Annotated in this window: 20 protein-coding genes; 6 read left to right on the plus strand and 14 right to left on the minus strand. The window is 65.6% G+C overall.

The window, feature by feature from the left end; translation table 11 throughout:
* The first annotated feature begins 50 nt into the window (after positions 1-50).
* Together QP552_RS18105 and QP552_RS18110 are read left to right on the plus strand one after the other, a co-directional pair.
* Positions 51-1,397: a sigma-54 dependent transcriptional regulator gene (locus QP552_RS18105; RefSeq protein WP_286074234.1), complete on the plus strand. Its 1,347-nt coding sequence runs from the start codon at positions 51-53 to the stop codon at positions 1,395-1,397.
* On the plus strand, positions 1,394-2,746 hold the full coding sequence (locus QP552_RS18110) for an ATP-binding protein (protein WP_099554693.1): 1,353 nt from the start codon (positions 1,394-1,396) through the stop codon (positions 2,744-2,746). Before QP552_RS18105 ends, QP552_RS18110 begins: the two co-directional genes overlap by 4 nt.
* A gap of 143 nt (positions 2,747-2,889) precedes the next feature.
* On the opposite strand, the gene QP552_RS18115 is transcribed toward QP552_RS18110, so the two are convergent.
* Both QP552_RS18115 and glmU read right to left on the minus strand, forming a co-directional pair.
* Positions 2,890-3,423 carry a GNAT family N-acetyltransferase gene (locus QP552_RS18115; protein ID WP_286074237.1) on the minus strand — a complete coding sequence of 178 codons (534 nt, stop codon included), beginning with the start codon at positions 3,421-3,423 and terminating at the stop codon, positions 2,890-2,892.
* Positions 3,392-4,759, minus strand: coding sequence for a bifunctional UDP-N-acetylglucosamine diphosphorylase/glucosamine-1-phosphate N-acetyltransferase GlmU (gene glmU, locus QP552_RS18120; RefSeq protein ID WP_106550950.1), 1,368 nt, complete (start codon positions 4,757-4,759; stop codon positions 3,392-3,394). Before glmU ends, QP552_RS18115 begins: the two co-directional genes overlap by 32 nt.
* 83 nt (positions 4,760-4,842) lie before the next feature.
* Here glmU and QP552_RS18125 point away from each other — a divergent pair, with 83 nt between their 5' ends.
* Positions 4,843-5,226, plus strand: coding sequence for a GtrA family protein (locus tag QP552_RS18125; RefSeq protein ID WP_106550951.1), 384 nt, complete (start codon positions 4,843-4,845; stop codon positions 5,224-5,226).
* Between the two features lie 241 nt (positions 5,227-5,467).
* On the opposite strand, the gene QP552_RS18130 is transcribed toward QP552_RS18125, so the two are convergent.
* The 9 genes from QP552_RS18130 to QP552_RS18170 all read right to left on the minus strand — a co-directional run bounded on the left by QP552_RS18130 (position 5,468) and on the right by QP552_RS18170 (position 12,685).
* Positions 5,468-5,890, minus strand: coding sequence for a F0F1 ATP synthase subunit epsilon (locus QP552_RS18130; protein ID WP_005411127.1), 423 nt, complete (start codon positions 5,888-5,890; stop codon positions 5,468-5,470).
* Between the two features lie 113 nt (positions 5,891-6,003).
* Positions 6,004-7,410 (minus strand): F0F1 ATP synthase subunit beta, encoded by a 1,407-nt coding sequence (atpD, locus tag QP552_RS18135; RefSeq protein WP_106551344.1) that lies wholly within the window; start codon positions 7,408-7,410, stop codon positions 6,004-6,006.
* Positions 7,411-7,448: 38 nt separating this feature from the next.
* Positions 7,449-8,312 (minus strand): F0F1 ATP synthase subunit gamma, encoded by an 864-nt coding sequence (atpG, locus tag QP552_RS18140; RefSeq protein ID WP_006471334.1) that lies wholly within the window; start codon positions 8,310-8,312, stop codon positions 7,449-7,451.
* A 97-nt stretch (positions 8,313-8,409) separates the two neighbouring features.
* On the minus strand, positions 8,410-9,957 hold the full coding sequence (gene atpA / locus QP552_RS18145) for a F0F1 ATP synthase subunit alpha (protein WP_106551345.1): 1,548 nt from the start codon (positions 9,955-9,957) through the stop codon (positions 8,410-8,412).
* 44 nt (positions 9,958-10,001) lie between these two features.
* Positions 10,002-10,529 carry a F0F1 ATP synthase subunit delta gene (locus tag QP552_RS18150; RefSeq protein WP_005411131.1) on the minus strand — a complete coding sequence of 176 codons (528 nt, stop codon included), beginning with the start codon at positions 10,527-10,529 and terminating at the stop codon, positions 10,002-10,004.
* 2 nt (positions 10,530-10,531) lie between these two features.
* On the minus strand, positions 10,532-11,002 hold the full coding sequence (locus QP552_RS18155) for a F0F1 ATP synthase subunit B (protein ID WP_005419512.1): 471 nt from the start codon (positions 11,000-11,002) through the stop codon (positions 10,532-10,534).
* A 106-nt stretch (positions 11,003-11,108) separates the two neighbouring features.
* A complete protein-coding gene (gene atpE, locus QP552_RS18160; protein WP_005411133.1) occupies positions 11,109-11,414 on the minus strand; it encodes a F0F1 ATP synthase subunit C in 306 nt (101 codons plus the stop codon).
* A gap of 73 nt (positions 11,415-11,487) precedes the next feature.
* Positions 11,488-12,288: a F0F1 ATP synthase subunit A gene (gene atpB / locus QP552_RS18165; RefSeq protein ID WP_010481316.1), complete on the minus strand. Its 801-nt coding sequence runs from the start codon at positions 12,286-12,288 to the stop codon at positions 11,488-11,490.
* A gap of 31 nt (positions 12,289-12,319) precedes the next feature.
* The gene (locus QP552_RS18170) at positions 12,320-12,685 is read right to left on the minus strand and encodes a hypothetical protein (protein ID WP_006394654.1); all 366 of its coding nucleotides are present in this window, start codon (positions 12,683-12,685) and stop codon (positions 12,320-12,322) included.
* Positions 12,686-13,144: 459 nt separating this feature from the next.
* Between QP552_RS18170 and QP552_RS18175 the strand changes: the two genes are divergently transcribed.
* The gene (locus QP552_RS18175; RefSeq protein ID WP_111113597.1) at positions 13,145-13,963 is read left to right on the plus strand and encodes a hypothetical protein; all 819 of its coding nucleotides are present in this window, start codon (positions 13,145-13,147) and stop codon (positions 13,961-13,963) included.
* A 501-nt stretch (positions 13,964-14,464) separates the two neighbouring features.
* Here QP552_RS18175 and lpdA read toward each other — a convergent pair.
* The 3 genes from lpdA to QP552_RS18190 form a co-directional block, all read right to left on the minus strand.
* Positions 14,465-16,273 (minus strand): dihydrolipoyl dehydrogenase, encoded by a 1,809-nt coding sequence (lpdA, locus tag QP552_RS18180; RefSeq protein ID WP_286074239.1) that lies wholly within the window; start codon positions 16,271-16,273, stop codon positions 14,465-14,467.
* 107 nt (positions 16,274-16,380) lie between these two features.
* A complete protein-coding gene (gene aceF / locus QP552_RS18185; RefSeq protein WP_286074240.1) occupies positions 16,381-18,081 on the minus strand; it encodes a dihydrolipoyllysine-residue acetyltransferase in 1,701 nt (566 codons plus the stop codon).
* Between the two features lie 167 nt (positions 18,082-18,248).
* Positions 18,249-18,764, minus strand: coding sequence for a DNA-deoxyinosine glycosylase (locus QP552_RS18190; protein WP_286074242.1), 516 nt, complete (start codon positions 18,762-18,764; stop codon positions 18,249-18,251).
* A gap of 186 nt (positions 18,765-18,950) precedes the next feature.
* Here QP552_RS18190 and QP552_RS18195 point away from each other — a divergent pair, with 186 nt between their 5' ends.
* Both QP552_RS18195 and glpD read left to right on the plus strand, forming a co-directional pair.
* Complete coding sequence (locus QP552_RS18195) at positions 18,951-19,586, plus strand: OmpW family outer membrane protein (RefSeq protein WP_005411140.1); 636 nt, start codon at positions 18,951-18,953, stop codon at positions 19,584-19,586.
* 130 nt (positions 19,587-19,716) lie between these two features.
* Positions 19,717-21,204, plus strand: coding sequence for a glycerol-3-phosphate dehydrogenase (glpD, locus tag QP552_RS18200; protein WP_286074244.1), 1,488 nt, complete (start codon positions 19,717-19,719; stop codon positions 21,202-21,204).

The following is a 21,204-nucleotide window of genomic DNA, read 5'->3' on the forward strand; positions in this document are numbered from 1 at the left end:
ACACGAACGGCTCCATCGGCGCCGCCCATCCCTTTCTGCAGAACCGCTTGATGCCTGCGATCCTGATCATCGACGACAACGCCAGCGTGGGTACCGCGCTGGACGTGCTGTTCTCCCTGCATGACATCGATACCCTGCAGGCGCAGACGCCCGCCGACGGGCTGGCGCTGCTCGAATCACAGCCGGTCGACCTGGTCATCCAGGACATGAATTTCAGCGAGGACACCACCTCCGGTGAAGAGGGCGAGGCGCTGTTCGCGCAGATCCGCGCGCGCCATCCGGACCTGCCGGTGATCCTGCTCACGGCGTGGACCCATCTGAGCAGCGCCGTGGACCTGGTCAAGGCCGGTGCCGCCGACTACCTGGCCAAGCCGTGGGACGATCGCAAGCTGCTGACCACGGTCAACAACCTGCTGGAACTGTCCGAGGCGCGCCGCGAGCTGGACCGCCGGCGCACGCGTGAACTGCGCCAGCGCAATGCGCTGGAAGCGAAGTACGACCTGTGCGGTGCGGTAGTCGCCGATCCGGCCAGCGAGCGTGTGGTCACCCTGGCCTGCCAGGTCGCACGCTCGGAACTGCCGGTGCTGATCACCGGCCCCAACGGCGCCGGCAAGGAAAAGATCGCGCAGATCATCCAGGCCAATTCGCTGGTGGCCAAGGGTCCGTTCGTGGCGGTCAACTGCGGCGCGCTGCCCTCGGAACTGATCGAAGCCGAGCTGTTCGGTGCCGAAGCCGGTGCGTATACCGGCGCCAACAAGGCACGCGAAGGCAAGTTCGAAGCCGCCGATGGTGGCACCCTCTTCCTGGATGAGATCGGCAACCTGTCGCTGGGCGGGCAGATGAAGCTGCTGCGCGTGCTGGAAACCGGCCGCTTCGAGCGCCTGGGCTCCAACCGCGAACGCCAGGTCAAGGTCCGCGTGGTCAGCGCGACCAATGCCGACCTGCCGGCGATGATCCGCGACGGTACCTTCCGCGAAGACCTCTACTACCGCCTCAATACGGTGGAACTGGTGCTGCCGCCGCTGGCCGAACGACCGGGCGACATCGTGCCGCTGGCCGAACGATTCCTGGCCGCCGGCAAGCCGCTGTCCAGCGCCGCCACCGCAGCACTGCAGCGGCACCCGTGGCCCGGCAACGTGCGCGAACTGCGCAACGTGATCCAGCGTGCCGAACTGCTGGCCACCGGCAACCGCATCGAAGTGGCCGATCTCAACCTGCCACGCGCAGCCGTCGCACCGCGGCCGGCACCCAGCGCAGGCAATGATCCCGACCGCGCACGCATCGAGGATGTACTGGCGCGCAACCATGGCGTCATCGCCCAGGCTGCCGCCGAGCTCGGCCTGAGCCGCCAGGCGCTCTACCGGCGCATGGACCGCCACGGCATTCCACGCGAATGAAACGGCGCTCCTTCACTTTCCGCCTGTTCCTGCGCCTGCTCCCGGTGCTGGCACTGGCTGCGGCACTGCCGTGGCTGCTGGCCTACTGGATGGACCATGGTTGGGTGGTGACCACGGTATCGGCGCTGATCCTGCTGTCGCTGATGTGGTGGACCCTGCGCCGTGCGACGGCGCCGGTACGCTCGCTGATGCGTGCCCTGGCCGGTACCACCAGCAGTTACCGCGATGGCGAATACAACTTCGGTGTGCACTGGCCGGGGAACGACGAGCTGGGCGACCTGGTGCAGGCCCACCGCGAACTGGGCGACGTGCTGCGCGCGCAGCGACAGGGGCTGGTGCAACGTGAGCTGCTGCTGGACACCATGGTGCAGAACACGCCGGTGGCGATGCTGCTGATCGCCTCCGGCGGTGATGGCGTCGCCCGCGTGGTGTTCTCCAACCTGGCGGCGCGCAAGCTGCTGCACGGCGGCTGGAAGCTGGAAGGCCAGCGCCTGGAAGACGTGCTGGAACAGGTGCCGGTGGAACTGCGCGATGCCATCGCCCGTGGCGGTGACAGCTTGTTCGCGGTACATGCCGATGGCGAAGACGGCGACGAGGACGATGAGCAGGTCTACCACCTCTCGCGGCGCGCGTTCCAGCTCAACGGCCGCCCGCACGACCTGCTGCTGGTGCGGCTGCTGACCGCCGAACTGCGCCGCCAGGAAGTGCAGACCTGGAAGAAGGTGATCCGGGTGATCAGCCACGAGCTCAACAACTCGCTGGCGCCGATCGCTTCGCTCGCCCATTCCGGCGGCGTGCTGGTGCAGCGCGAGCGCTTCGACCGGCTGCCGGAGATCTTCACCACCATCGAAGACCGCGCACGCCACCTGGAAGGCTTCATCCGCGGCTACGCGCGCTTTGCCAAGCTGCCACAGCCACAGCTGCAGACCGTGCACTGGGCACCGTTCCTGTCCAGCCTGCGCCAGCAGATTCCGTTCGGCATGGAGCGTGAACCGGACGAGGAGCTGAGCAGTCGCATCGACATCGCGCAGTTCGGGCAGGCGTTGTTGAACCTGCTGAAGAACGCGCACGAAGCCTGCGCCGAAGCCGAGCCGCCCAACGATGACGTGCAGGTACAGCTGACGCGGCTGCCGCAGTGGCTGCGGCTGGACGTGCTGGATCGTGGCAAGGGCATGAACGAGCAGGTGCTGCAGAACGCACTGATGCCGTTCTATTCGACCAAGCGCAACGGCACCGGGCTGGGGCTGGCGCTGACGCGCGAGATCGTGGAAGCGCACGGCGGACGCGTGTCACTGCAGAATCGCGGCGATGGCGGGTTGTGCGTGTCGATCCTGCTGCCGGTGGGTTGAGCGGGCCGATCGGGGCTACCGGTAGTCGCCACCCCTGATCGGCCAGTCAGTAGATCCACGCCATGCGTGGATATGCCGACCAAGGTCGGCAACTACCAGAAGCACGCACCGCCATGCGCGGATGTGCCGACGAAGGTCGGCATCTACCAGATTTTCCGCATCGCCACGCGCAGCTGCATCGGAAACCCGAGCGCAGCCTCTTCGGCCATCACCGACTGCAGTCCGGCACCCCACTCCGCCTCCGGCACGGTGACGAACCCTTCGCTGGCATAGAAGGCCGCATTCCACGGCACGTCGGACAACGTGGTCAGCACAGCCGAGCGATAGCCTTCCGCCCGGGCCTGTACCAATGCATGGCGCAACAACGCGCGCCCATGGCCCTGCCGCGCGTGCGCAGGATCTACATCCATCTGCAGAACGTGGAACTCACCCGCCAGTTCGCCGGCAAGCAGATACCCGGCGATGCCACCGTCAGCCGCATCCACCACCCACAGCTGCCGGCGCTCAAGGCCGTCCTGCAGTGTCGGCAGGTCCAGGCCATGCCCGGCGAACACCGGATAGGCCTCATGGCCCTTCAACACCTCGCCGGCGCGCTGCTCGATGCCGGGCAGCACACCAAGTTCAGCGGCGCGAGGAAGGCGGGGCTCAGGACTTCTTGAGCGGGCGCTTCCAGCCATCGATGGTTTCCTGTCGTGCACGTGCCAGTGTCAGCTTGCCGTCCGGCGCGTTGCGGGTGATGACCGAACCGGCGGCAATGGTCGCGCCGTCGCCAATGGTCACCGGCGCTACCAGCGAACTGTTGGAGCCGATGAACGCGTTGTCGCCGATGGTGGTGGTCGACTTGTTCACGCCATCGTAGTTGCAGGTGATGGTGCCGGCGCCGATGTTCACCTTGCTGCCGATCACCGCATCGCCCAGGTAGGTGAGGTGATTGGCCTTGCTGCCCACACCCAGCGTGACCTTCTTGGTCTCGACGAAGTTGCCGACGTGCACGCCATCGGCCAGCACGGTGCCCGGGCGCAGGCGGGCGAATGGGCCGATCTGCGCAGCGCCTTCGGTGACCACGCCTTCCAGATCGCAATGCGCGCGCACTTCGGTGCCCGGGCCGAGGTTGACGTCCTTCAGGCGGTTGAACGGACCGACGGTGACCCCGTCACCGAGCACGATGTTGCCTTCCAGCACCACGTCGACATCGATCAGCACGTCGCTGCCAACGGTGACGGTGCCGCGGATGTCCAGCCGTGCCGGGTCGCGCACGCGCGCGCCCTGCGCGCACAGCGCACGCACTGCGCGACGCTGCCAGGCACGCTCCAGCTGCGACAGCTGCCACGGATCGTTCGCCCCTTCGGCTTCCTGCGCGTCGGCCACCAGCGCCATCTCGGCCGGGGTGTACTCGTGCGCGGCGAACGCGAACACGTCGGTCAGGTAGTACTCGCCCTGTGCGTTGCTGTTCGACAACTGCGACAGCCAGCGGCGCAGCGCGGTCGATTCCGCGGCGATGATGCCGGTGTTGATGATGCGCACGCGCAACTGCTCGTCGCTGGCATCCTTCTGCTCGACGATCGCACCCACCTTGCCCTCGGCATCGCGCAGCACGCGGCCATAGCCAGTCGGGTCATCCACCTCGGCCACCAGCACCGCCAGCCGACCCGGCTGCGCGAGCAGCTCACGCAGGGTCTGCGCACGGATCAGCGGTACGTCGCCGTACAGCACCAGTACCTGTGCAGCATCGGGCACCTGCGGCATCGCCTGCGCGACGGCGTGGCCGGTGCCGAGCTGCTGTGCCTGTTCAGCCCATTGCAGGTCCTGCTGGCCGGCGAAGTACTGGCGCACGGCTTCGCCGCCGTGGCCATGGACCACATGGATCGCCGCCGGCTGAAGCTCACGGGCCGCATCGATCACGTGCGCCAGCATCGGCTGGCCCGCGATCGGCTGCAGCACCTTCGGCAGCACCGACTTCATGCGCTTGCCAGCGCCGGCGGCGAGGATGATGACGTGCAGGGGTTGGGTCATGGGAACGGCAGTCCGTGGTTCGTTGCCGGTGATTCTAGAGCGTGCGCCGTTAACATGGGCATCCCTCCCCCTTCGCCATGCCGATGAGCCTCATCCGCCAGGGAAGCGCCTACCTCGTCATCGGGCTCGTGCAGCTGCTGCTCGACTGGCTCGTGTTCGTGGTCACCACCGCGCTGGGCATGCCAGTGGCGCCGGCCAACGTCGCCGGGCGCCTGGCCGGCATGCTGCTGGGCTTCTGGCTCAACGGCCGCTACACCTTTGCCGAGGCGGGCGCACAGAGACTGGGCTGGAAGCGCTTTGCACGCTTCTTCGGACTATGGCTGCTGCTCACCGTGGCGAGCACGTTGCTGGTGAGCCTGGTGGACCACGCGCTGGGCCTGCAGTACACCTGGCTGGCCAAGCCACTGGTGGAAGGCGGGCTGGCCTGCGTCTCGTTCCTGTTGATGCGGTATGTGGTGTATCGCTGATGCAGGGTGGGATTCGGGATGCCGGAACCGAAACGGGATCGGGATCGGGATCGGGATCGGGATCGGGATCGGGAACGGTAGAGTCGACTGTTAGTCGACTGCTCTTCCGTAAGGTCGCGAAAATCCCGCGCTGCGCGCGATAGTCGTCTAACAGTCGACTCTACCCGGTCGACTCTACACAGCCACCCAAACAAAAACGCCGGCACAGGGCCGGCGTTTTCGTGGATGCAGCGCGTGAACCTCAGTGCTTGAGGGTCTTGCGCAGGCGTTCCAGGGCCTGCAGCTGGACAACGGCTTCGGCCAGCTTCTGCTGGGCTTCGGCCACTTCCATCGCTTCGCCGCGGTTGGCCAGGATGCGCTCGGCTTCTTCCTTGGCCTTGCGGACCGAGGCTTCGTCGATGTCCTGCGCGCGGATCGCGGTGTCGGCCAGCACGGTCACCACCTGCGGCTGCACTTCCAGGATGCCGCCGGAAATGGCGAAATCCAGCTGCTCGCCGTTCGGCGTGGTCACTACCACCTTGCCCGGCTTCAGGCGGGTGATCAGCGGCGCGTGCTTGGGCGCGATGCCCAGTTCGCCCAGCTCACCGGTGGCCACGACCAGGGTCGCTTCGCCACGGAAGATTTCCTGCTCGGCGCTGACGATGTCGCAACGGATCGTGCTCATGCAAATCTCTTCGCTGTTCGCGGCGGCGCAATGCCACCGTGGGAGTCCACCGGCGCGGGCGGTTGCCCGGCGCCGGCGTCAGGTCGGGCAGGATCGCTCCCGCCCGTCCCGGATCAGGCCTTCTCGGCCATCTTCTTGGCCTTCTCGACCGCTTCTTCGATGCCGCCGACCATGTAGAACGCCTGCTCCGGCAGGTGGTCGTACTCGCCATCGACGATGGCCTTGAAGCCACGGATGGTGTCCTTCAGCGGCACGTACTTGCCCGGCGAACCGGTGAACACTTCGGCCACGTGGAACGGCTGGCTGAAGAAGCGCTCGATCTTACGGGCGCGCGACACGGCCTGCTTGTCCTCTTCGGACAGTTCGTCCATGCCCAGGATCGCGATGATGTCCTTCAGTTCCTTGTACTTCTGCAGGGTCTGCTGGACGCGCTGGGCGGTGTCGTAGTGCTCGTGGCCGATGACCAGCGGGTCCATCTGGCGGCTGGTGGAGTCCAGCGGATCGACGGCCGGGTAGATACCCAGCGAGGCGATCGAACGCGACAGGGTGACGGTCGAGTCCAGGTGGGCGAAGGTGGTCGCCGGCGACGGGTCGGTCAGGTCGTCCGCGGGAACGTAGACGGCCTGGATCGAGGTGATCGAACCGTTCTTGGTCGAGGTGATGCGCTCCTGCAGGACGCCCATTTCCTCGGCCAGGGTCGGCTGGTAACCCACGGCGGACGGCATACGGCCCAGCAGTGCCGACACTTCGGTACCGGCCAGGGTGTAGCGGTAGATGTTGTCGACGAACAGCAGGACGTCCTTACCCTTGCCGTTTTCGTCCTTCTCGTCGCGGAAGTACTCGGCCATGGTCAGGCCGGTCAGGGCGACGCGCAGACGGTTGCCCGGCGGCTCGTTCATCTGGCCGTACACCATCGCCACCTTGTCGAGGACGTTGGAGTCCTTCATTTCGTGGTAGAAGTCGTTGCCCTCACGGGTACGCTCACCCACGCCGGCGAACACGGACAGACCGCTGTGCGCCTTGGCGATGTTGTTGATCAGTTCCATCATGTTGACGGTCTTGCCGACGCCGGCGCCGCCGAACAGGCCGACCTTGCCGCCCTTGGCGAACGGGCACATCAGGTCGATGACCTTGATGCCGGTTTCCAGCAGTTCGGTGGCCGGGGACTGGTCTTCATACGACGGGGCCGCGCGGTGGATTTCCCAGCTGTCGCTGGCGGCCACCGGGCCGGCTTCGTCGATCGGACGGCCGAGCACGTCCATGATGCGGCCCAGGGTGCCAGCGCCGACCGGCACGGAGATGCCGCGGCCGGTGTTGGTGGCGACCAGGTTGCGCTTCAGGCCGTCGGTGGAACCGAGGGCGATGGTACGCACCACGCCGTCGCCCAGCTGCTGCTGGACTTCAAGGGTGATTTCGGTGTTGTCGACCTTCAGTGCGTCGTACACCTTCGGCACCGACTCACGCGGGAATTCGACGTCGACGACCGCGCCGATGATCTGAACGATCTTGCCCTGACTCATTGCTGCATCCTCTAAATGTGTGCTTTGAACGAACGCGGTCAGACTGCTGCCGCGCCGCCGACGATTTCGGAGATTTCCTGGGTGATCGCTGCCTGGCGCGCCTTGTTGTAGACGAGCTGCAGGGTGCCGATCAGCTTGTTGGCGTTGTCGCTCGCCGCCTTCATCGCAACCATGCGTGCTGCATGCTCGGAGGCGACGTTTTCCAGCAGTGCCTGGTACACCAGCGACTCGATGTAACGCGTCATCACGTGCTCGAGCACGGTCGCGGCATCGGGTTCGTACAGGTAATCCCAGTCGTGGTGAGCGACCTGCTTTTCAGCCGGCGGCAGCGGCAGCAGCTGATCGAAGCTGGCCTTCTGCGTCATGGTGTTCACGAAGCGGTTGTAGACCAGGTACACGCGGTCGACCTTGCCTTCGGTGAAGGCGTCGAGCATGACCTTGATCACACCGATCAGCGATTCCAGCTTCGGCACGTCGCCGATGTGGGTCACGCTGCCGACCATGTTGACCTTCACGCGGCGGAAGAAGGTCGATGCCTTCTGGCCGATGGTCACCAGGTCCACTTCGGCACCCTTGTCCTGCCATGCCTTGGCTTCGCCCAGCATCTTGCGGAACAGGTTGTTGTTCAGACCGCCGGCCAGGCCGCGATCGGAGGAGATCACGATGAAACCGACCCGCTTGACCTGCTCACGCTCGACCAGGAACGGATGCTGGTAGTCGGTGCTGGCCTGGGCCAGATGACCGATCACCTGCTTCATCGCCTGCGCGTACGGACGCGAGGTCTTCATCCGATCCTGCGCCTTGCGGATCTTGGAGGCCGAGACCATTTCCAGGGCGCGCGTCACCTTGCGGGTGTTCTGCACGCTCTTGATCTTGGTTTTGATTTCGCGTCCGCTTGCCATCTCTTGTTTCCCGTGGCGCGGGGCTGATGCCCCGCGTTGTTCAACCGTTTGTCATCTGGTCCAGCGGAGCCAGCGGCTCCGCTCTACAGGACCGCGATTACCAGCTGCCGGTGGTCTTGAACTCGGCGATGCCCTTCTTGAAGGCACCTTCGATGTCGTTGTCCCAACCGCCGGTGGCGTTGACCTTGCTGACCAGTTCGCCCTGGGTGTTGGCGAAGTGGGCGTGCAGGCCTTCTTCGAACGCCAGCAGCTTGTTGACCGGCACGTCGTCGAGGTAACCCTCGTTGACGGCGTAGATCGACAGCGCCTGGTTGGCGATCGACATCGGCGCGTACTGCTTCTGCTTCATCAGCTCGGTGACGCGCTGGCCACGCTCCAGCTGCTTGCGGGTCGCTTCGTCCAGGTCCGAGGCGAACTGCGCGAACGCAGCCAGCTCACGGTACTGGGCCAGCGAGATACGGATGCCGCCCGACAGCTTCTTGATGATCTTGGTCTGGGCCGAGCCACCGACGCGCGACACCGAGATACCGGCGTTCACGGCCGGGCGGATGCCGGCGTTGAACAGGTCGGTTTCCAGGAAGATCTGGCCGTCGGTGATCGAGATCACGTTGGTCGGAACGAAGGCGGACACGTCGCCGGCCTGGGTTTCGATGATCGGCAGCGCGGTCAGCGAACCGGTCTTGCCGGTGACCTTGCCTTCGGTGAACTTCTCGACGTACTCCTCGGACACGCGGGCAGCGCGCTCGAGCAGACGGGAGTGCAGGTAGAACACGTCACCCGGGTAGGCTTCACGGCCCGGCGGGCGCTTCAGCAGCAGCGAGATCTGGCGGTAGGCGACAGCCTGCTTGGACAGATCGTCGTACACGATCAGCGCGTCTTCGCCGCGGTCCATGAAGTACTCACCCATGGTGCAGCCCGAGTAGGCGCTGATGTACTGCATGGCAGCCGATTCGGAAGCGGTCGCGGCCACCACGATGGTGTGGGCCAGCGCGCCGTTCTCTTCCAGCTTGCGCACGATGTTGGCGATGGTCGAAGCCTTCTGGCCGATCGCAACGTACACGCACTTGATGCCGGTGCCCTTCTGGTTGATCACCGCATCGATCGCCATCGCGGTCTTGCCGGTCTGGCGGTCACCGATGATCAGCTCGCGCTGGCCACGGCCGATCGGGATCATCGCGTCGACCGACTTGTAACCGGTCTGCACCGGCTGGTCGACCGACTTGCGCCAGATCACGCCCGGAGCAACGCGCTCCACCGGAGCGGTCAGGTCGGTGCCCAGCGGGCCCTTGCCGTCGATCGGCTCGCCCAGCGCGTTCACGACGCGGCCCAGCAGTTCCGGACCGACCGGCACTTCCAGGATGCGGCCGGTGGTCTTGGCGACGTCGCCTTCGCGCAGGTTCTCGTAGTCACCCAGGACCACGGCGCCGACCGAGTCGCGCTCCAGGTTCAGGGCCAGGGCGAAGGTGTTGTTCGGCAGTTCGATCATTTCGCCCTGCATCACGTCGGCCAGACCGAAGATGCGCACGATGCCGTCGGACACGCTGGTCACGGTGCCTTCGTTGCGCGATTCCGCGGCCAGCTTGACCTTCTCGATGCGGTTCTTGATCAGTTCGCTGATTTCGGAGGGGTTGAGCGTGGTTGCCATCGTCAAGTCCTAGTGCCGGCAGCGGGGCCGGACGTTAAATGAATTCAGTTAGCGAGCGCGGTCTGCAGACGGGCCAGCTTGCCCTTCAGCGAACCATCGATGACCACGTCGCCGGCGTCGATCACGGCGCCGCCGATCAGCGAGGCATCGACCGCGGTGGTCACATCGACCTCGCGGTTGAAGCGCTTGCGCAGCGCGACCTTGATCGCGTCCAGCTCACCGGCCGACAGTTCGGCGGCCGAAGTGACGGTGGCCTTGACCACGTGCTCGGCTTCGGCGCGCAGGGCGTCGAACATGCCGGAGATTTCCGGCAGCAGCGGCAGACGATGCGATTCGGCCAGGATGGCCAGGAAGCGCGAGTAGGTCTCGCCGTGCGACACCGGCGCCAGCAGGGCGACGGCGTCGTCACGACCCAGCTCCGGGTTGGCGAGCAGGGCCGCCACGCGCGGGTCGGCGGCGACGTGGGCGGAGAACGCCAGGGCGTCCGACCACGGCGCGAACGCGCCTTCGTCGCGCGCGGTCGCGAACGCGGCGCGGGCGTACGGGCGGGCAAGCGTGAGGGCCTGGCTCATCCTTAGATCTCCGAGGCCAGCTCGTCGAGCAGCGCCTTGTGGGCGTTGGCGTCGATTTCGCGCTTGAGCAGCTTTTCGGCACCGGTCACGGCCAGCGCGGACACCTGCTTGCGCAGATCTTCACGGGCACGGTTGGCGGCGGCGTCGATTTCAGCCTGGGCCAGTTCCTTCTGACGGGTGGCTTCGGTGATCGCTTCGTTACGGGCAGCATCAACGATCTGGTTGGCACGTGCGTGGGCCTGATCGATGATCTCGTTGGCCTTGGTGCGTGCTTCCTTCAGCGCTTCGTTGACCTTCTCCTGCGCCTGGGCCAGATCTTTCTGGCTGCGGTCGGCAGCAGCGAGGCCTTCAGCAATCTTCTGCTGGCGCTCTTCGATCGCGTTCATCAGCGGCGGCCAGATCTTGGTCGCGATGATCCAGATCAGACCAGCGAAGGCCAGCGCCTGCGCAAGAAGGGTGAAATTGATATTCATGGTTAGCTCGATCGCTGGTTTCGGGGTGGACGCGCCGCCGTAGCGGCGCATCCGGCCTTCATCCGAAACCGGGTGCATCAGCACCCGGTCGTCTCAAACCGCTGTATCAGCCGGCCAGAGCCTTGGTGACGGCGCCAGCGAAGGCAGCCGACAGCGGGTTGGCGAAGGCCAGCAGCAGGCCGACGGCGACCGAGATGATGAACGCGGCGTCGATCAGGCCGGCGGTGATGAACATGCGGACCTGCAGGACCGGGATCAGTTCCGGCTGGCGGGCGGCCGACTCCAGGAACTTACCAGCCATGATGGCCAGACCCAGACCGGCGCCCAGCGCGGCCAGGCCGATCATGATGCCGACGGCAAGGGCGGTGGAGCTCTGAATCTGCGCGAAGTTGGTCAGGACGGCGAAGTACATGGTTATCTCCAGGAACTTAAGTTGCTAAGGGTGATGAAACGGATGAAGGTTGAAACGCGTTGAAGCTTGAAACTCAGTGAGCGTCTTCCGACAGGCTCAGGTACACGATCGACAGCATCATGAAGATGAAGGCCTGCAGCGGGATCACCAGCAGGTGGAACAGCATCCAGCCGAGGCCGAACACACCACCGGCAATGGCACCGAAGAAACCGGCACCACCCAGCACCCAGATCAGCAGGAACACGATTTCGCCGCCGAACATGTTGCCGAACAGTCGCATCGCCAGCGAGATCGGCTTGCTCAGCCACTCGACGATGTTGAGGATCAGGTTGAACGGCATCATCCACTTGCCGAACGGCGCCGTCAGGAATTCCTTGATGAAGCCGCCCAGGCCCTTCGACTTCAGTGCAAAGAACAGCATCAGGAAGAACACGCTGATGGCCATGCCCAGGGTGGCATTGACGTCAGCGGTCGGGACCGGCTTCCAGTAGTGCACGCCCACCCATTCCAGCGGCTTGGCGATGAAATCGGCCGGGATCATCTTCAGCAGATTCATCAGCAGAATCCAGAAGAAGATGGTGATGGCGATCGGCGTGACCAGCTTGCTCTTGCCGTGGTAGGTGTCCTTGGCCTGGCGGTCGACGAACTCCAGGCAGATTTCCACGAAGGCCTGCCACTTGCCCGGCACGCCGGCAGTGGCCTTGCGGGTGCCCAGCCAGAACGCGACAACGATCACCAGGCCCATCAGGACCGCGGTGAGGAAGGTATCGACGTGGATATGCCAGAACATACCCTCACCCTTGCCGACCGGCGCGGTCAGGTTGTGCAGGTGATGCTGGATGTAGCTGGTAGGGGTTAGAGCCTCGCCCGCCATGTGTCCGGAACCTTCAGTTAATTGAATTCTGTCAACGCCTGGCCATCGCCAGGACCTGGAACATCAAGCCGACGGCGATACCGGCCAACAGCGCCAACGCAGGCAGCTTGAAGACCAGGAACCCCACCAGCAGGACGCCGAAAACCACGACCCACTTGGCCACGATCGCAATGATCAGGCGAGCCATCGCCGATCCTGCGGCCAGTGCCCCGCCGCCCAGTGCCATCCGTGCCGCCACCCAGCCACCGGCCGAAATGGCCACACCGGACGCCAGCGCGCCGAGGGCGTATTTCGGACCTACCAGCAGGAAGGCCAGGGCCAGGACAGCGACCGCGGCCAGCGGGTAGACCGCGGCGCGCAGCATCAGTCGCCGACCCGCATCAACGGAGTTCAGCACAGGACGTCCCGCGTGGTTGCAAGTGGAGGACTGAGGCGGCTACAGCAGGGGGGCCTCATCGAGCCGCCAAATTATAGCAATGGGACAATTTGCGAGACAACCGCTCCCTGTTCATCCCGGGAAGCCGCAAGTTGCGGTAACGGTTACATTTTTGCGTGCCACCCGGGGGACAATGACGTCCGTATGATGCTGCGGCGCAATATTGAACTTTGGTCGCATCCGGCGGAACTTTCGCCCAACGCACCGGTCCGATCTTTCGACCTGCCTGCAGCAACCTCGTCGACGCTCCGCCCCGCAGGTCCCACGATGGCCCCGAAGCCCGGCTCCGGGGCCATCTTTTTGCATCGTGGCGACAGCGCTGAACCGTGCACATCGCGTGGACCATACGTTCACGGATGGTGGACGGCGATGTCCGGCACAGTGGCTTTCATTCTGATGAACCACTGCAAGGACTCTTCGATGCGCTCCGTTCCCACCCTGCTCGCCCTCTCCCTGCTCGCCGCCGGCGCCTCGTTCGCCAATGCCGCCCACGCCGCCGAAGGCGACGACCGCTTCGCCATCCGCCTCGGTGCGATGAACATCGACTCGGACAACACGATCCGCGGCAAGACCAATGTGGCAGGCCAGGACATCGCGCTGAATCAGGACTTCAAGCTGGGCGGCAAGGAATGGGAGCCGCGCATCGACGGCATGTTCCGCATCAGCAACCGCCAGCGCCTGCTGTTCAACTACTTCAAGTATGACAAGGACCGCCGCGAGACCCTGGACCAGGGCATTTCCTTCGGTGGTGAGAACGTGCCGGCCGGCAGCTTCGTGAAGGGCGAACTGAAGTACCAGGTGGCCAGCCTGGTCTACGACTACTCGGTCGTTGATACCGACACCTTCGACCTCGGCCTGCAGATCGGTGGCGAGTACGCCAAGGTCAGCACCAAGGGCTACGCCGATCTGGGCACCGTCTACGAAGGCCAGTTCCTCAACGAGAAGGCCGACGGCATCGCACCGGTGGTGGGTGCGCGCATGACCTTCACCCCGGGCGAGCGCTGGATGATCACGCTGCAGGGCCAGTACCTGAACACGCGTTGGGGCAGCTTCGATGACTACAAGGGCGACCTGAGCCGCGCCAATGCCATCGTCGATTACCGCTTCACCAAGAACTTCGGCGTGTTCGCTGGCTACGACTGGTTCAAGCTGGACGTGGACAAGAAGGGCAGCGACGGCACTGTCGGCCTGAAGCAGGAATTCAAGGGCCCAGTGGCCGGCGTCAGCTTCGTGTTCTGATCCCCCGCTCCTTCCACACGCTCTCTCCTGGCGCGGCCTCCGGAAAATCGGGGCCGCGTTTTTTGTTTGCGACGCGGAGCTCTGGGTAGAGTCTGCTGGGTAGAGTCGACTGTTAGTCGACTATCGCGCGCAGCGCGGGGTTTTCGCGATCTGAAGGGAGAGCAGTCGACTGACAGTCGACTCTACCCAGTCGACTATCGCGCGCAGCGCGGGGTCTTCGCGATCTGAAGGGAGAGCAGTCGACTGACAGTCGACTCTACCCCGTGGACTATCGCGCGCAGCGCGGGGTTGTCGCGACCTGATGGGAGAGCAGTCGACTGACGGTCGACTCTACCCCGTCGACTATCGCGCGCAGCGCGGGGTTTTCGCGACCTGATGGGAGAGCAGTCGACTAACAGTCGACTCTACCCAGTCGACGCTACCCAGTCGGCTCTACCCCGCCGAGGCCACGCACAAAAAACCCGGCTTTCGCCGGGTTTTTGTTTACAGCGCGCGAGCGCCTTACTTCTTCTTCGGCATGTACAGATCGGTGATCGTGCCGTCGTAGATTTCCGAGGCCATCGCCACCGATTCGCTCAGCGTCGGGTGCGCGTGGATGGTGTGGCCGATGTCTTCGGCTTCCGCACCCATCTCGATCGCCAGGCCGATCTCGGCCAGCAGGTCACCCGCGTGCACGCCAACGATGGCACCACCGATGATGCGGTGGGTCTCTTCGTCGAAGATCAGCTTGGTGAAGCCCTCGGTGCGGCCGATGCCGATCGCGCGGCCACTGGCGGCCCACGGGAACTTGGCCACGCCGACCTTCAGGCCCTTGGCCTTGGCTTCGGTCTCGGTGACGCCGACCCAAGCGATTTCCGGGTTGGTGTAGGCCACCGACGGAATCACCCGCGCCACCCACTCCTTCTTGTGGCCAGCTGCCACTTCAGCCGCCAGCTTGCCCTCGTGCGTGGCCTTGTGGGCCAGCATCGGGTTGCCGACGATGTCGCCGATGGCAAAGATGTGCGGCACGTTGGTGCGCATCTGGCGATCGACCGGGATGAAGCCACGGTCGGTGACCTGCACGCCGGCCTTCTCGGCATCGATCTTCTTGCCGTTCGGCGAGCGGCCCACGGCCACCAGCACGCGGTCGAAGGTGCCCTGGGCCAGCGCAGGCGCCTGGCCTTCCTCGGCGGCTTCGAAGGTGACGGTGATGCCCTTGGCATCGGCGGTGACGCCGGACGCCTTGGTCTTCAGGTGCACTTCAATGCCCTGCTTCTTCAGGCGGTCGGCCAGCGGCTTGACCAGGTCCTTGTCGGCGCCCGGCATCAGCTGGTCCATGAACTCGACCACGGTGACCTTGCTGCCCAGCGCGCCATACACGGTGGCCATTTCCAGGCCGATGATGCCGCCGCCGACGACCAGCAGCGAAGCCGGCACTTCGGCCAGCTCCAGCGCATCGGTGGAATCCATCACGCGCTTGTCGTCCCACGGGAAGTTCGGCAGCTTCACCGCCTGCGAACCGGCGGCGATGATGCACTTCTGGAAGCGCAGCAGCTGGGTGCTGCCGTCAGCAGCAGTGATTTCCAGCTCGTTGGCCGAAACAAACTTGCCGACACCCTGCACGTTGCGGACCTTGCGCTGCTTGGCCATGCCGGCCAGGCCCTTGGTCAGCTGGTTGACGACCTTTTCCTTGTACTGGCGCAGCTTGTCCAGGGTGATGGTCGGCTTGCCGAACTCGACGCCGAAATCACCGGCGTGGGCGACTTCGTCGATCACCGCCGCGGCATGCAGCAGCGCCTTGGACGGGATGCAGCCGACGTTGAGGCAGACGCCGCCGAGGCTGGCGTAACGCTCGACCAGCACCGTATCCAGGCCGACGTCGGCGGCGCGGAAGGCGGCCGTGTAGCCGCCCGGGCCCGAGCCCAGCACGACCATTTCGCATTCGATGTCGGCCGGCTTGCCGCTGGACAGTGCCGGCTTCGGTGCCGCCGGCTCGGCCGGGGCGCGGTGCGACGGAGTCACCGGCGGCTTGCTGGCCGGGGCGGCAGCTGCCGGGGCCGGCGCGGCGGCCTTGGCCGGGGCTTCGGCGGCGCCTTCAGCGTCCAGCAGCACGACCACGGCACCCTCGGACAGGGTGTCGCCCAGCTTGACCTTGATTTCCTTGACCACACCGGCGGCCGAGGACGGCACTTCCAGGGTGGCCTTGTCCGACTCCAGGGTCACCAGGCCCTGGTCCTTCTTCACCGTGTCGCCGACGGCGACCAACACTTCAATCACCGGCACATCGCTGTAATCGCCGATGTCGGGAACCTTGACTTCAATCGTGGCCATGGTGGGTTTTCCTCGTGCCCGGCCGGCATGGCCGGCGGGCTGTCACTGCATCTGTTCACGCGGCCGCGCCAGGGGCAGCGGCCGCACGGTGGGGGCGAAGCGGTGCCTTACAGCAGCACGCGGCGCATGTCGGCCAGTACCTGCGACAGGTACGTGGTGAAGCGTGCGGCCAGGGCGCCATCGATGACGCGGTGGTCGTAGCTCAGCGACAGCGGCAGCATCAGCTTCGGCGCGAATTCCTTGCCATTCCAGACCGGCTGGATGGAGGACTTGGACACGCCCAGGATGGCCACTTCCGGTGCATTGACGATCGGGGTGAACGCGGTGCCGCCGATGCCGCCCAGCGAGCTGATCGAGAAGCAGCCGCCGCTCATGTCGGCCGGGCCCAGCTTGCCGTCGCGGGCCTTCTTGGCCAGTTCGCCGGTTTCCTGCGCGATCTGGACCACGCCCTTCTTGTCCACGTCGCGGATGACCGGCACGACCAGGCCGTTCGGCGTATCGGCGGCAAAGCCGATGTGGAAGTACTTCTTCAGGGTCAGGTTTTCACCGCTGGCATCGAGCGAAGCGTTGAATTCCGGGAACTTCTTCAGTGCCGCGGCGCTGGCCTTGATCAGGAAGGCAAGCATGGTCAGCTTGATGCCGGCCTTCTCGTTCTCCTTGTTCAGCGCCACGCGCAGGCCTTCCAGGTCGGTGATGTCGGCCTGTTCGAACTGGGTGACGTGCGGGATCATCGCCCAGTTGCGGGCCAGGTTGGCACCCGAGATCTTCTTGATGCGCGACAGCGGCTGCACTTCGGTCTCGCCGAACTTGCTGAAGTCGACCTTCGGCCACGGCAGCAGGTTCAGGCCACCGCCAGCAGCAACGGCGCCACCGGCAGCCGCCGGCACGCCACCGCTGAGCGCGGCCTTGACGAACTTCTGCACGTCACCCTTGGTGATGCGGCCGCCCTTCTCGGTGCCGCTGATCTGCAGCAGGTCCACGCCCAGTTCGCGGGCGAACACGCGCACGGCCGGGGTGGCGTACGGCACCTTGGCCGGCAGCACGCCATCGGCGTTGAACTGCACCGGCGGGCTGGACGGAGCGCCGGCCGACGGCGCGGCAGCGACCGGAGCAGCTGCGGCAACCGGCGCGGCAGCCTGCGGAGCGGCCGGTGCAGCCGCCGGGGCCGGAGCGGCCGCCTTGGCCGGTGCCGGCGCCGGCGCTGCAGCGCCTTCGGCTTCGATGATGGCGACCACATTGCCCTGCGACAGATTGTCGCCAACCTTGACCTTGATCTCCTTGACCACGCCGGCCACCGAAGACGGCACTTCCATGGTGGCCTTGTCGCTTTCCAGCGTGACCAGACCCTGGTCCTTCTTGACCGTGTCGCCCACGGCGACCAGCACTTCGATGACCGGGATACCGGAGTAATCGCCGATATCCGGCACCAGCGCTTCCACCGCACCGCCGCTGGCGGCCGGGGCAGCCGGAGCGGCCGGGGCAGCGGCGGCCGGGGCCGGTGCGCTCTGGGTGGCGGCAGCCGGGGCAGCGGCCTTGGCCGGTGCGGGAGCGGCAGCGGCCTCGCCTTCGGCCACTTCGATCAGCGCCACGACCTTGCCCTCGGACAGGCTGTCGCCAACCTTGACCTTCAGTTCCTTGACCACACCGGCAACCGAGGACGGCACTTCCATCGTGGCCTTGTCGCTTTCCAGCGTCACCAGGCCCTGGTCCTTCTTGACCGTGTCGCCGACGGCGACAAGCACCTCGATTACCGGGATATCGCTGTAGTCACCGATATCGGGGACAAGTGCTTCCTTGATTTCGGCCATGGGGATAACTCCGGCAATCTGGTGTAGGGAAACGTCTATTGTGCGGCCAGCGGGGGCCAGCGCCAACCGTTACAGGTGTTTTCAGTACGCACGCAGCCGGGACAGGCTGTTGCCCATGGGGTGCGGCCACGACCAGTCGGTAGCGTATTGTCCGGACGATGTCCGCTTCATGTCGCCAGTGCGTCGGCCACCGGCTGCCAGACCACACGCAGGCGCGGCAACGACCAGGCCGCATTGGCCGGGCTGGTGGAAGGCAGCGCCAGCACCCGGGGTGGGGCCTCCAGCCGTGGCAGCACCCAGCGCTGGAACGCCAGCATCGATGCACCGCCGTTGCAACCGATCAGCTCCAGCTCAGGAAGGGAGGCGATCAATGCCGGCAGCGCATTGGGCACTTCCGTGCCGCGCACGATGTGCGCATCCAGGCTGCCGCGACGTTCGCATTGGCCGATGACATCCCACAGGCCGACACCTGCCGCCTGCACTGCCTGCAACCGCTGTGCATACGGCAGGCCCGCATCAAACCCGCAGATATCAGCCATCAGCGACCAGAAACGATTGCGTGGATGGGCGTAGTAGCGCTGCTCCTGCAATGACGCCGCGCCCGGCATCGAGCCCAGCAACAGCACCCGGCACTCCACGTTCACCTGCGCTTGCAGGCCGATGCACAACGTTGCTTCGCTCACATCCTCTCCAACTGCATGAATGTCGGCGCGCGCGGAAAACCCCATGGAAACAGGCTTTTCGCACTGATCGCTGAACAAGGAAAACTATTTTTTAACGCGCGTCGGATTCGATTCATGTTGAGGCGACTACGGTGTGCTCGCCCCGCAACCGGGGGCCCAAAACAAGAAACACTAGGAGATACCCCCATGCGCTCCATCCGTATCCTGAGTCTCGCCCTGCTGACCTCCGCCGCGTTCGCGCCGGCCGCTTTCGCCCAGGACAGCAGCTCCACCGATACCGCTTCGGGCAAGCATTTTGCCGTGGTTGGCGGCGTCGCGCTGCTGCAGCCGAAGAATGATCCGATCGACGGCATCAAGAAGGTCGATGGCGGCCCGGCGCCGACCGTCAGCTTCAGCTACTACATCAACGACAACTGGGCCGTTGAACTGTGGGGCGCCGCCGACAAGTTCGACCACAAGGTGAAGGGCCCGAACAATGCCCGCCTGGGCAACGTCGAGCAGCAGCCGGTCGCGCTGAGCGGCCAGTATCACTTCGGCCAGGCTGACAACGTGTTCCGTCCGTTCGTGGGCGTGGGCTACTACCAGTCCAGCTTCAGCAATGAAACGCTGGCTGACGGCAGCAGCTCCGACATCCGCCTCAAGGATGCCAAGGGCGTGATCGGCACCGTCGGCGTGGACATGAACATCAACTCCACCTGGTTCGCCCGTGCCGATGCCCGCTACATGCGTTCGCGTCCGGACGTGAAGGTCGGCGGCGAGAAGATCGGCGAAGCGAAGATGGATCCGTGGACCGTCGGCTTCGGCATCGGCGCCCGCTTCTGATCCAGGCAGTACCTGCTTCATTGATGTAACGCGACGGGCCCTTCGGGGCCCATCGTCGTTTCCGTCACCTGCTGTCTGTAGAGTCGACTGCCAGTCGACTCTACGCACACACACAGGACACGGAGGCACGATGCACGAAGTCGACCTGCTGGTGATCGGTGGCGGCATCAACGGCGCCGGCATCGCACGTGATGCGGCCGGCCGCGGCCTGCGGGTGCTGTTGTGCGAGCAGGATGACCTGGCCGCGCACACCTCCAGCGCCAGCAGCAAGCTGATCCACGGCGGTCTGCGCTACCTGGAACAGGGCGAGTTCGGACTGGTGCGCAAGGCACTGGGTGAACGCGAAGTGGTACGCCGGCAGGCACCCCATCTGGTCCGTCCGTTGCGCTTCGTACTGCCATGGGAACCCCACCTGCGACCGCGCTGGATGCTGCGCGCAGGCCTGTGGCTGTACGACCATCTCGGCCGGCGCAGCCCGACGTTTCCCGCCTCGCGCGCACTGGACCTGCAACGCGACCCACTCGGCCCCTGGCTCTCCCCGGATCTGCGGCAGGCCTTCAGCTACGCCGATGCGCAGGTCGATGACGCGCGGCTGGTGCTGCTCAATGCGTTGGACGCCGCCCAGCGTGGCGCACGGGTGCATGTGCGCAGCCGCTGCATCGAACTGCGCCCTGTGCAGGGCCGTTGGCAGGCCACGCTGGAAGCCACCGACGGCCGGCAGCAAACGGTGATCGCCCACGCCGTTGCCAATGCGGCCGGCCCCTGGGCAGGAGGCGTGCTGGAACAGATGCAGGCGCGCGATGGCGGCCCCGCCCTGCGCCTGGTACAGGGCAGCCACATCGTGCTGCGCCGGCCCTGGCCCGACGACAGTGCCTGCCTGCTTCAGCAGCCCGATGGCCGTGTGGTGTTCCTGCTGCCCTTCGCCCACGACCACCTGCTGGTCGGCACCACCGACACCGACTACCGCGACGACCCGGCCCGGTGCAGCGTGCTGCCTGCCGAAGTGCGCTACCTGTGCGACGCAGCCAATCGCTACCTGCGCGAAGCCATCACCCCGGAAGACGTGGTCTGGCAGTTCGCGGGGGTTCGCCCGTTGCTGGCCGATCCGGACCCGCGTGCAGCCAAGCTGAGCCGTGACTACCGCCTGCAGCTGCAGTCCGGCCCGGCGCCCGCGCTGCATGTGCTGGGCGGCAAGCTGACCACCTACCGGGTACTGGCCGAGGAGGCGCTGGAGCTGCTGCGCCCTGCCCTGCCACAGATGGGCCCGGCGTGGACGGCAAGCGGAGACCCGCTGCCGGGCAGCGATTGGGGGGACGCCGCACAGGCGCATTCCCGCCTGCAGGCGCTGGCACCGTGGTTGCCCGCAGGCATCGCGCGACGCTGGGCCGGGGCCTATGGCAGTCGTAGTGAGGAGTTGCTGCAGGGTGTTCAGGGCATGGGCGATCTTGGCGAGGACTTTGGCGGCGGCCTGCATGCCCGCGAAGTGGACTTCCTGCGCGACCACGAATGGGCCTGGAACGCCGAGGACGTGCTGTGGCGGCGGAGCAAGCTGGGGTTGCGGCTGGACGCTGCCCAAGTGGCTCGGCTGCAGGCGTGGATGGAGCAACCCACCCTGTAG

The sequence above is a fragment of the Stenotrophomonas sp. 59 genome (assembly GCF_030291095.1).
GTDB classification, from domain to species: Bacteria; Pseudomonadota; Gammaproteobacteria; order Xanthomonadales; family Xanthomonadaceae; genus Stenotrophomonas; species Stenotrophomonas maltophilia_Q.

Bases quoted from the DNA above. Each gene is read 5' to 3' on its own strand.
- QP552_RS18105 (WP_286074234.1), top strand. From the start codon at position 51: ATGCCTGCGATCCTGATCATCGACGACAACGCCAGCGTGGGTACCGCG.
- QP552_RS18110 (WP_099554693.1), top strand. From the start codon at position 1,394: ATGAAACGGCGCTCCTTCACTTTCCGCCTGTTCCTGCGCCTGCTCCCG.
- QP552_RS18115 (WP_286074237.1), bottom strand. From the start codon at position 3,423: ATGGCTGGAAGCGCCCGCTCAAGAAGTCCTGAGCCCCGCCTTCCTCGC.
- glmU (WP_106550950.1), bottom strand. From the start codon at position 4,759: ATGACCCAACCCCTGCACGTCATCATCCTCGCCGCCGGCGCTGGCAAG.
- QP552_RS18125 (WP_106550951.1), top strand. From the start codon at position 4,843: ATGAGCCTCATCCGCCAGGGAAGCGCCTACCTCGTCATCGGGCTCGTG.
- QP552_RS18130 (WP_005411127.1), bottom strand. From the start codon at position 5,890: ATGAGCACGATCCGTTGCGACATCGTCAGCGCCGAGCAGGAAATCTTC.
- atpD (WP_106551344.1), bottom strand. From the start codon at position 7,410: ATGAGTCAGGGCAAGATCGTTCAGATCATCGGCGCGGTCGTCGACGTC.
- atpG (WP_006471334.1), bottom strand. From the start codon at position 8,312: ATGGCAAGCGGACGCGAAATCAAAACCAAGATCAAGAGCGTGCAGAAC.
- atpA (WP_106551345.1), bottom strand. From the start codon at position 9,957: ATGGCAACCACGCTCAACCCCTCCGAAATCAGCGAACTGATCAAGAAC.
- QP552_RS18150 (WP_005411131.1), bottom strand. From the start codon at position 10,529: ATGAGCCAGGCCCTCACGCTTGCCCGCCCGTACGCCCGCGCCGCGTTC.
- QP552_RS18155 (WP_005419512.1), bottom strand. From the start codon at position 11,002: ATGAATATCAATTTCACCCTTCTTGCGCAGGCGCTGGCCTTCGCTGGT.
- atpE (WP_005411133.1), bottom strand. From the start codon at position 11,414: ATGTACTTCGCCGTCCTGACCAACTTCGCGCAGATTCAGAGCTCCACC.
- atpB (WP_010481316.1), bottom strand. From the start codon at position 12,288: ATGGCGGGCGAGGCTCTAACCCCTACCAGCTACATCCAGCATCACCTG.
- QP552_RS18175 (WP_111113597.1), top strand. From the start codon at position 13,145: ATGCGCTCCGTTCCCACCCTGCTCGCCCTCTCCCTGCTCGCCGCCGGC.
- lpdA (WP_286074239.1), bottom strand. From the start codon at position 16,273: ATGGCCACGATTGAAGTCAAGGTTCCCGACATCGGCGATTACAGCGAT.
- aceF (WP_286074240.1), bottom strand. From the start codon at position 18,081: ATGGCCGAAATCAAGGAAGCACTTGTCCCCGATATCGGTGACTACAGC.
- QP552_RS18195 (WP_005411140.1), top strand. From the start codon at position 18,951: ATGCGCTCCATCCGTATCCTGAGTCTCGCCCTGCTGACCTCCGCCGCG.
- glpD (WP_286074244.1), top strand. From the start codon at position 19,717: ATGCACGAAGTCGACCTGCTGGTGATCGGTGGCGGCATCAACGGCGCC.